General features: G+C 35.8%; 8 protein-coding genes and 2 pseudogenes. 4 read left to right on the top strand and 6 right to left on the bottom strand.

What is annotated here, in order from left to right:
* Window positions 1-580, top strand: a pseudogene (locus A3GS_RS11705) (IS110 family RNA-guided transposase); the annotation flags it as partial.
* Window positions 581-703: 123 nt separating this feature from the next.
* On the opposite strand, the gene A3GS_RS0107955 reads toward A3GS_RS11705, so the two are convergent.
* Both A3GS_RS0107955 and A3GS_RS0107960 read right to left on the bottom strand, forming a co-directional pair.
* Entirely contained in the window at window positions 704-1747 is a 1044-nt protein-coding gene (locus tag A3GS_RS0107955; RefSeq protein WP_018364893.1) for a HesA/MoeB/ThiF family protein, read from the bottom strand.
* A gap of 98 nt (window positions 1748-1845) precedes the next feature.
* Complete coding sequence (locus A3GS_RS0107960) at window positions 1846-2037, bottom strand: hypothetical protein (RefSeq protein WP_156808893.1); 192 nt, start codon at window positions 2035-2037, stop codon at window positions 1846-1848.
* A gap of 271 nt (window positions 2038-2308) precedes the next feature.
* Here A3GS_RS0107960 and A3GS_RS13335 point away from each other — a divergent pair, with 271 nt between their 5' ends.
* Window positions 2309-2599, top strand: a complete 291-nt coding sequence (locus A3GS_RS13335) for a tyrosine-type recombinase/integrase (protein WP_018364895.1) — start codon at window positions 2309-2311, stop codon at window positions 2597-2599.
* 623 nt (window positions 2600-3222) lie between these two features.
* On the opposite strand, the gene A3GS_RS0107970 is transcribed toward A3GS_RS13335, so the two are convergent.
* From A3GS_RS0107970 to A3GS_RS0107985, 3 genes are all read right to left on the bottom strand, one after another.
* A complete protein-coding gene (locus A3GS_RS0107970) occupies window positions 3223-4647 on the bottom strand; it encodes a DUF3329 domain-containing protein (protein ID WP_018364896.1) in 1425 nt (474 codons plus the stop codon).
* Window positions 4647-5531: a polysaccharide deacetylase family protein gene (locus tag A3GS_RS0107975; protein ID WP_018364897.1), complete on the bottom strand. Its 885-nt coding sequence runs from the start codon at window positions 5529-5531 to the stop codon at window positions 4647-4649. Before A3GS_RS0107975 ends, A3GS_RS0107970 begins: the two co-directional genes overlap by 1 nt.
* Before the next feature lie 240 nt (window positions 5532-5771).
* Entirely contained in the window at window positions 5772-6971 is a 1200-nt protein-coding gene (locus A3GS_RS0107985) for a glycosyltransferase family 2 protein (RefSeq protein WP_018364899.1), read from the bottom strand.
* Between the two features lie 900 nt (window positions 6972-7871).
* On the opposite strand from A3GS_RS0107985, the gene A3GS_RS12760 reads away from it, so the two are divergent.
* Both A3GS_RS12760 and A3GS_RS0107995 read left to right on the top strand, forming a co-directional pair.
* The gene (locus A3GS_RS12760) at window positions 7872-8018 is read left to right on the top strand and encodes a transposase (protein WP_156808894.1); all 147 of its coding nucleotides are present in this window, start codon (window positions 7872-7874) and stop codon (window positions 8016-8018) included.
* Window positions 8019-8494: 476 nt separating this feature from the next.
* Entirely contained in the window at window positions 8495-9838 is a 1344-nt protein-coding gene (locus A3GS_RS0107995; RefSeq protein ID WP_018364901.1) for an Nramp family divalent metal transporter, read from the top strand.
* Window positions 9839-9980: 142 nt separating this feature from the next.
* Here the strand turns inward: A3GS_RS0107995 and A3GS_RS12415 are convergent.
* Window positions 9981-10067 (bottom strand): annotated as a pseudogene (locus A3GS_RS12415) (IS200/IS605 family transposase); the annotation flags it as partial.

The following is a 10067-nucleotide window of genomic DNA, read 5'->3' on the forward strand; positions in this document are numbered from 1 at the left end:
AAAATTAGCTAAAGCTATTCAATCAGCTGTCAATGGCTCTTATCGTCTGCCTAAGCTCCAACAAGATTCCGTCAATGTTGTTCTCGGGCTATTAGCTCGAGAAATCCGAAATCTGGAACAAATGATTAAGGATATTGATAAAGCTATTGAANANATGGTNGAAGTCATNCCTGAATACCAGTGTTTAACTTCTGTGCCTGGTGTTGGTAAAGTTTACGCTGCAGGAATTATCGCTGAAATTGGACAGATTGAGCGCTTTAAAGACCATCCTCAAGTCGCTAAATAGGCAGGATTGAATTGGAAACAGAATCAATCTGGGAACACTAACTCTCAAAATACGGAACTTGTCAAACGAGGCAACCGCTATCTCCGTTATTACTTAGTTGAAGCCGCCAACTCGGTCAGACGACATGATAGTGAATATCAAACCTTTTACAAGAAGAAGTATCATGAAGTTCCTAAACATCAACACAAACGAGCCATCGTCTTAACCGCTAGAAAATTTGTGCGTCTGGTGGATGCGCTACTACGCAATCGCCAACTCTATGCGCCACCAAGGAGGCTTATGGAAGATAGATAATGATCTGCACAAGTCCTTGGATAAACTGGTGAAAAAAGGCGATTTTCACTAGGTGTTTTTAGTGCACCCTGTTTTCTAAAAAATCAACTAGAATTTTCTCAACTTTCTATTGACTTTTTACCACTAGACTATAATATATGAAAAATTCTCTAAATTTTGAATATTGAATAAATCAATGTGTTGAACAATACTGCATTTTAAATCTTTCAATCCTGATATATAGTATAAAGCATACAGAGCTGAAAAACTACCTGAAATATTTGCTACTGGTGCACATATTGCATTATCCCACTTCCAATACGTATTTGCATTAATTTTGTCTGCAGTGTAGTTATTAAATCTATTTTCAGCAACTAAATCGGAAAAAGCTCTCGATCCTTTATAAAAAATACCTTGAGTAATCATAGTACTAGCGTATCCTCCTAATACCCAAGGTATACCAGTTAATTCAGTATATTCTTGAACTATATCATTTACATTAGTTGGCTTATCAATACAGCATATAAGCACATCATAATCAGTGCCAAGCGAAAGAACATCCTCAACACTATCAATTTTCTTATGGATTGATTTAACTTTAATAAAAGGGTTAATTGCTTTAAGCTGCTCCTCTAACACTTCACTTTTTTTCTTACCAACATCACTGTACTTGAACATTTGTCGATTTAAATTAGATAATTCTACTGTATCAAAATCAACAACTGTTATATGTCCAAAACCGATTCTTGCCAAATTTACACCAGCAATACTACCAGTTCCTCCACAACCTAATAAAAGTACTTTTGCATTTTTTAAACGTTCTTGTACTTCCCAATAATTATAATAGATACCTGTGGTATCTATCCATTTATAAAAATTTATAGCGCGACTATAAAAATTTTGTTCCTCTTCACTAAATTTACTGTTATCATCTTCAAAGATAACACCATTATCTTTAAGCACATCCAACATTTGTTCAATACTACCAATATCAATATTAAACATCTTGGAAATATCTGCTATATCATGGCTTCCGTCTAAATATTTCAAAAATTCATAAAATAGTTCAGGCTCATCAACAATAATATCACGTGATATTCCTGCTTGAGCTCCTCCAATTCGTATACCAGTTCCTTCTTCATTCACAAAAGGTACAAGCATAGGTTTCACCATCGGCTTATAATACATCACTATCACCTCAATAAATAAGATACAAATAAAAAAAAAGGCGACTAATTCTGCCTGAAACAAAATTCATAACAAAACTATTCACCTTTAACTAAAAACTAGTGTCCTCCAGCGCTGCGCATAGATTTTTTATCGACAACTTTTTTCACTTTTTTAATTTTCATGGTGAAACCTCCTTTTTTATTTTTTATTATACTTATTTTAATTATCATGTCAATATAAAAAATACTTTTTTGTTCTTTTATTCTTTTTTGAATAAAACGCTGAAATAATATTTCTTTATTCCGCATATAAAAAGACAGGTATACTACTTTACACCTGCCTGTCATTTACTACTATTTACCTTTTTTTCAGCTAAAGAAAAAAATTAGAATTAATCTACGTTATGAATATAAATGGCGTGACAAAAAAGGAAAAAGGCACTCCGTTTATGCAAAAACTCTTAATGAACTTCGTAAAAAGGAATCTTCTTTACTAAAAGACTCAATAACTGGTATCAATTGTAATGAAAAAATTACTATAGATGATTTATTTAATAAATGGAAAACACTAAAAAGAGGATTGAAAGATAATACTTTTCAAAATTATCAATATCTATTCGATGGTAAAATAAATAGTAATACAATATTACCTAACTTTAGTAATCACTCACTTAGACATACCTTTACTACTCGCATGGTTGAATCTGGTACAAACTTAAAAGTTATGCAAGAAATTTTAGGTCACTCTGATATTTCTACTACAATGAATATATACGCAGAAGCAACACAAGAATTAAAAGAAAAAGAAATGAAAAAGCTCGGAGAATCACTCCAAAATAACCTTTCAGGCTTACGACAAATTTACGACTGATTTACGACAACTTGTACAAAGTTTAATGAAGAATTAAATTTAGTAGAATTTAAAATATGTCCGTTATAATGGGCTTCGTGAATTAATGAAAAACTACATAGATTTAGGTTTCTTTTCCCTACGATGAAATAAGGGTCTCGTCAAGCCTCAAATAACCTTTTGCATAAAATAAGGAACCGAACATTCTCAAACTTAGAATTAATTTTCTAAACGAGATGTTCGGTTTTCTATTTGGAAAATCATTTAAATCAATCTAAATCAAATGCTACTGAGTTACGCCAATATTTTTACAACAGTTCGCCAAGCTTAGTTTCTGGCCATTATTTTTTGTGACAGATCATCTAACCACTTTCTGAATATTTTTTTGCAACAACTTATCACAACTAGTTTTCATCATAGGTTTCTAGAAAACTCAAAGGTATAGTTAATTGAAATAGGGATAGGACAAAAGAGCCTCAAGAAAAGTATCACAATTTGGCAATACTCTTCTGAGGTGTTTTTTGATATGAGCCCATGTTTTCTCAATAGGATTATACTCAGGTGAGTATATTTGTTGACTGACTAATTTTCAAAAAAATATCCCAATCAAAATCTTTTGACTGGGATAATCGTGGGTGTTCATTTTATCTAAATTGTTTTAGCTTTTGGTGAACTACTTTTCGGTAGCCTTCAACAGGCGCTCGCAGGACATCATTATTCACATTAACTGTCTTTAAATTGTAGAACTTAGCTACCCAGGCATTTGCCCAAACCAAATCAGGATTATCAGCTTGTTCCATGTAAGCTGTTTGATAAAAGGCACTGTAACTGGTCTCAACATCGCTCATACCTGGCACTAAAACATTCTTTTTCCCCTGCTTTTGCGCCTTTAATAAAATAGATTCAGCAGCATGGTAGCACTCGTAGTTATCGTAAATTTTAGGTTCAACTTCCAAATATCGCTTTCCACTAAAGAACAATAATGCTAGTGCTAAAACAGTCTCTACTAATCGAGCAACGAACTTAGTTTCTTTAACCAAGGAGGATAGCAAAATCACATCACTAGCCATGAACATAACACTACTACAAAACCAAATTCGAGCTTGCAAACTAGGTGAAGCTACTAATTCAGCACAGGCTCCTAAGCCACCTAGGTAAAAGAGGAAGGCAGCACAGAAAGGCTGATGAAAATCAAGCTTCAATTGATCTTTTTGATATAAATGATAACCTTGCCAAGCAAGCAAAACGAAGCCTAATAAAGCCAGGGGCCCAACATATTGAACTGATTTGATAACTACCTCAAGAAAATGATCCCATAAACTTGAGTCTCCCTTGAAGGAGCTAGCTTCACCAGCACTATGAGCCAATAAAAAGATAAAGCCGAATAAAACACCAAACATGCTCCAATATTCATAGACCATACGGTCAACATCTTTGTCACTTAAATAATAAACTACACAAATAAACAAAATAACAAAGCCTGACGTTTCATTACTTGAACCTGCCAAAATAGCAGTAAGCACCATTAACCAAGTAAAGCGAGCTAAATTTTTAGGCTTATACCCCCATCTGAAGGGCAATAAGAAGCTTAAATAGAGTAAAGTTGGCCATAAATAATTACTTGCCCCAGAAACCCAGAGCAAGGCCGCTCCAAAGTCTGGTAGAAAAAGGAACATGGCTCCATAAATCATCAAGAGACGAACCCATGAGAAATCGGATAATCTCTTATTAGAATAACAATTCAAAACAATTCCCAAGGCTACATAGGCTAGACTATTGAGCAAGTCAAAAGCAGTTTTCGGAATTTGCATAAAGACTTGTTCAAAAAAGATACCTACTAAACGTCCATTCCATAAATTGGTATGATTGTTAATGGAAATAAACAAATCCATTGGATTATGGATTCCACTCGTAGTGGAACTAGGCCATTCGCCGAGGTAAAGGAAATGGTAAAGGTAGTCATCTCCTGTATATCCCGTAATCTGGTTCAAATAGAAAAAACTTGCAAAAGCCCCAAGAATAATCAGACCAATCATCAGATAATTTAGAGTTTTACCTATTCTAATCATTAGCGCACCCACTTAGTTACAATTTTCTTCCAAGACTGATTGTCAACCATCGTTCTTGGTAAGCTCTGATTTAAATCACTATATTCATTGATAATGCCGTTATCTAAAGAAAAAGTTATCATTTTTTCCTTATGTAAATAAGACTCTACCTGCTGGTTAGACTCCCCATAAGGATAAGCAAAATAGTTACTCTTCACCCCAGTACGACGATAAAGAGTCTTAACCGATTTTTTAAAGTCTTTTTGGAAAGTCTTAGGACTAGCCTGACTGATAACCGCTGACTTATTATTAATCAGGTAATGCATGTTATTAGTATGCAAACCAAGGGTAACTAAAGGATTCTTTTGCAGCTCTTTGACTTGCTTCCAACTAGCCAATTTGGTTCCATTATCATACTTCCCTGTCAAAGCTGTCACAATAAAAATCGTATAGGGAATTTTTTCTTTTTCCAAAAATGGCGAAGCATTGTAATAAACCGTACTGTCAAAGTCATCGAAAGTAATTACTGCATACTGCTGCTTCAAAGGCTGTCCAGACTGAATAAGCTGACGCATTTGATCAGCCGAAATGATTTGTACCTTATGTTTCTTAAGATAGTTAATCTGTGATTTTAACTCAGCAAGTGACACGCTATATTCATGGAGTTGTGAATTATTGGATAAAAGCTTAGTAAGATCAAAAATACCGCCACTACTTGCCACTCGGTGATAGCACAAAACAATTATTCCATTCGTTTTTAACTCACTCTTAGTCAGCTTCCCGTTACTAATATCCTTCTTGACAGCACGCTCTTGCTGTTGGCGATTTTTCATATGCCAAGCAGCGCCGATGGTCAAAAAAATCAGTAAAATGATAAAGATTTTATGCCAATGTTTTTTTAGCATACTACTTCTCCTGTCTCTTAATCAAATAAGCCCTAATCAGACCAATAAAAACAATTAAAACAGCGGCCAAAATAATATTTTTGACACTGGCGGTAAACACTTGCAAATTACAATTAAAAAGTACATACAAGTTAACCAGAAATTCCCTTGAGTCATTCAACAAAAAGTTAATCAATAGGACAAAAAAGCTAAGTTGAAAAAGATTAAAAGCAAATAGAAAAGGCCATTTCAATAAATGTTTCATTCGATGGTCCCCCGATCTGAATCACCCCAAGCGGCATACTTCGAGCGATCAAACATATGATAAAAAGCAGAAAAAACAACAACGATATTATTTAACCAGTAGGCATAAAAGAAAACTGGCAAATACAAGAAAAAGCTATGCGGATATCTAATGAAATCATGTTTAAAATTAACAATTCTTGAAGCTAGATAGAACATTAAGGTGGTTGCATAATAAATAACCAAAATATCCAATCGTAACATTAAATTCTTCAAAAAAACAAATTCAAATCCTAAACAAATAGTCGAGAAGGTCACTGCAAAAACCCAAGCATAACTAAAAATAATATCCAGCGATAAGAATTGACGTCCCAGAGTCAATTGAGGAATCTCTTTAAAACGGTTTAAGAAGACTTCAATGCCTCCTCTGGCCCAACGTGTACGCTGTTTGATGAAGCCCCTAATTGTCTCAGGAACATAGATATAACACAGGGCTTCTGGTTGGTAACCAACATTCCAATCTGCTCTATAAAGCCGCCAAGTAGCGTCAATATCCTCTGTTAGCACCTCAGTATTCCAGCCCTTAATGTCCAAGAGAGCCTCTCTTCTGTACAAGACAATGACGCCTGATACTGTCAAAATATTGTTAGATAACATATCTTGAGCACGTTTGATAAAGTCAATATTCATAATGTATTCTAAATATTGCAACTTACCAATCACCGTCTTGGTATTTTTAACAATTGGTCGGCCCGTAACAGCCCCCAGCTTACGATTGTTTTCCATGGTTGCTACCAAATGGCTCAAGGCATGCTGATCAAAAATAGCATCCGCATCAACGCATAAAATATAGTCGGCCCTACTTTGTTCTAAACCACGGTTGAGTTCCTCAGCCTTACCGAGATTTTCTTGGGACTCAATGACCTTAACTTGTGGGTATTTATCCCTTAGTTTTCGCATTACCCCAACCGTATTATCCGTACTCTTGTCATCAATCAAAGTTATCGTATAATTTTCATAATCTAAATCAACTAGTGTTTTCACACAAGCCTCTAAGACCTGTTCTTCATTAAAACACGACATCAAAATTTCAACAGAAGGCTGCAGCTCTTTTCTCACAGGCTTAGGTTTTTTCTTGACTAGTATGTAAAAGATACTGCCAATAATCCACACCAAAGACATGACAACTGGATAATATAATTCAAAGGCTCCTAACATATTTCTCTCTCCACAATTAAATCTAAAAATTAGCAATCCCCTTTATAGTCATAGATTGCGATGACAAGCAGTCGTTCATTATTCAAGTAGTTCTCTCTATTATTCATCACTAAGTATATTAACAATTCCTAATGAGGTTAGATAAACTAGCAACAAATACGGCCTTCCTTTTCATCTGAATTGACCTTATATGATAACTTTGCAAACTAACAAGTCCATCCTTTACTAATATTAGCTAGGCTATTCATAAATATTTTCAGCCACGTCTTCCCCATTGCTTACGTTAATGACACATCATATACAAGCACTTTTCCTGATATAAAGCCAATTTTCTTGACAATTACAAAGGTAGGGTAGAATGTATAAAAAACAAGTCAATTTAATGTAATAATGATTTCATCAATAAAACAATGATTAGCATTTTATTAGTAAATGATTATATCCTTTTGTTTCAACATTCTTATATCACAATAATTACAATATATTTACAACCATAACACGTAATGTAACATCTGAAAGTAGATCATTTTTTACTGATATTTATCAGGAGCAGCCTAAGCATCTTTGAAAATCAGATTTTCTTATGAATTTTTTCTGACCAGAATACTCTTGATTAGCTATTACTCAAACTGATGTTACCAAACTTTTTCAGCCATTTTAGATAGTGTATAGAGTTATCATGACAGGACCAGAAAAAGTCTATCCGTCTCCTTTGAAAAACGGTTCGCTCCTTGATAACCTAGCGAAATAAGTATAAACATCACATTTAATGATATCCCTTCTTCGAAAAATGCTAAAACGTATTTTGACATCAATTTGAAAACAAAAAATAGACATTACCAATCCTAACAAAGCCAGTCGAATGAAAGCGAATCGTATCGCCTAGTCTATTTATCCTCACTGGACAGATGCAAAAGAGATTTTCAGCCTTGTTTAGTGCATGTCAGCCGCAATATTGACCACAAGGTGAGGCAGGATGACCACGCTGATATTTTACAGGACTTCAAAGCCTGTTATCAAGCTGAAAACATAGAATCTGTTCAGTAAAGCAGCACCCGTTGCAGAACAACAGGAATTAGCCATTGTCAGGACAAGCTTGAGAACTTGTTTGATTAAACCTAGAAGCTCTCTGCTAACAGCTTACACAAAATAATTGACAGTATCTAAAATCCATTTTCAAAACCTACGATAATCTTCATTAAGTCCTTGCTTATCCAACAATTTCTTCAGAATTATTTTTTCTATTGCTCAAGGCTAATAACAGGATGTATCATTGGTTCAGCTATATGGACCTAGATTTTTTCTCTTAAATATCTGGAGAAAAATGAGGTTGATACCTGTTAGATTTCTTTGACGCTTGCTTTCTTGATATCACGAGAGAAAGGGCTGTGATTGGCTAAGTTATTAGATAGTGGAGTGTCTTTTACAAGAAAAAGTTAAGCACACTTAATTTTCTTTAACAGTTCGACTATTTTATGCTATAATGCAAGTAGTAAGAATTAGAAAGTGTGGAAAAGTAAGCTATGGTTTCAGAAGAAAAAAGACGGAAAAGGTCTCTGAGTGAGGTCAACCAGAGTATCCAGGTTCCTCAAAATGCTTCATTTTTCAGAACTTTGAAAGCCTTCCTAGGACCCGGAGCTCTGGTGGCCGTTGGCTACATGGATCCCGGTAATTGGATTACCAGTGTGGTTGGGGGGGCCAGCTATAAATATCTGCTTCTCTTTGTCATCTTAATTTCTTCCTTGATTGCTATGCAGCTGCAACAGATGGCTGGAAAGTTGGGGATTGTGACTCGACAGGATTTGGCACAAGCTACTGCCAAACATCTCCCTAAAGGTCTCCGCTATCTATTATTTGTCATTATCGAGTTGGCGCTTATGGCAACAGATTTGGCGGAAGTTATCGGTTCGGGAATTGCCCTTCATCTCCTCTTTGGCTGGCCTCTTCTCTTCTCTATCTTTATCACCATTTTGGATGTGTTTCTTCTCTTGTCCGTTATGAAATTAGGTTTCCGAAAAATTGAAGCCATTGTATCAACTTTGATTTTGACTATTCTGCTGATTTTTACCTATTTAGTCATTATTGCCCACCCTAGTCTATCAGGGATTTTAAAAGGTTATCTACCTAGCGCCTCTATTTTTGATTTGTCACAGACAACTGAAAATAGTAAGCTGACACTGGCTCTGGGGATTATTGGAGCAACAGTTATGCCTCACAATCTCTACCTGCATTCTTCTATTTCCCAGACTAGACGCGTGGATTATTCGGATGACAATTCTATCAAGCAGGCCGTTCGTTTTATGACTTTGGATTCAAATATCCAATTAACTTTAGCCTTTATTGTCAATTCCCTTCTTTTAATTCTGGGCGCAGCGCTTTTCTACGGACATGCTAGTGAAATCAGTGCTTTCTCTCAAATGTACCGTGCGCTCAATACACCGTCCATCGCAGGTGTTGTGGCCAGCTCCTTCCTATCTACGCTCTTTGCTATCGCACTGCTGGCCAGTGGGCAAAATTCGACCATCACAGGCACTCTGACTGGACAAATTGTCATGGAAGGTTTCCTCCACCTCAAAATGCCTCAATGGTTGATTCGATTAGTAACGCGACTAGTGGCACTTCTTCCTGTCCTCATTGCTGCTCTGCTTTATGGCAGTCGAGAAAAGGTTCTAGATCAACTCATCGTCTACTCACAGGTTTTCCTGTCACTCGCTCTGCCATTTTCCATCTTCCCACTGGTATATTTCACATCAAATCCCAAAATCATGGGCAAGTTTGTCAATTCAAAATGGAATACCATCCTAGGTTATGCAGTAGCTGTGATTTTAACCCTTTTAAACATCAAGCTTATTCTTGATTTCTTGTAAATCATGACCACCCGTCTAACGGGTGGTTTGAACAGGGGCTATAAGCCCACATCACCAGCCAGCGCCTAAAGACGCTGGCTTTCACTTTGTTCAAGCCTCACTGCTTTTGACTCGTCACTTGCCTCTTAAAGAGGCGTTGGTATTACTTGCCATCATCCCTAAAGGGATCTTCGTATTCTTTTACGCTCAATTTATCTAGGGCGAGGTCATGTTTTTCTTGTTCTTGGAT

Source organism: Streptococcus caballi DSM 19004 (assembly GCF_000379985.1).
Classification (GTDB): domain Bacteria; phylum Bacillota; class Bacilli; order Lactobacillales; family Streptococcaceae; genus Streptococcus; species Streptococcus caballi.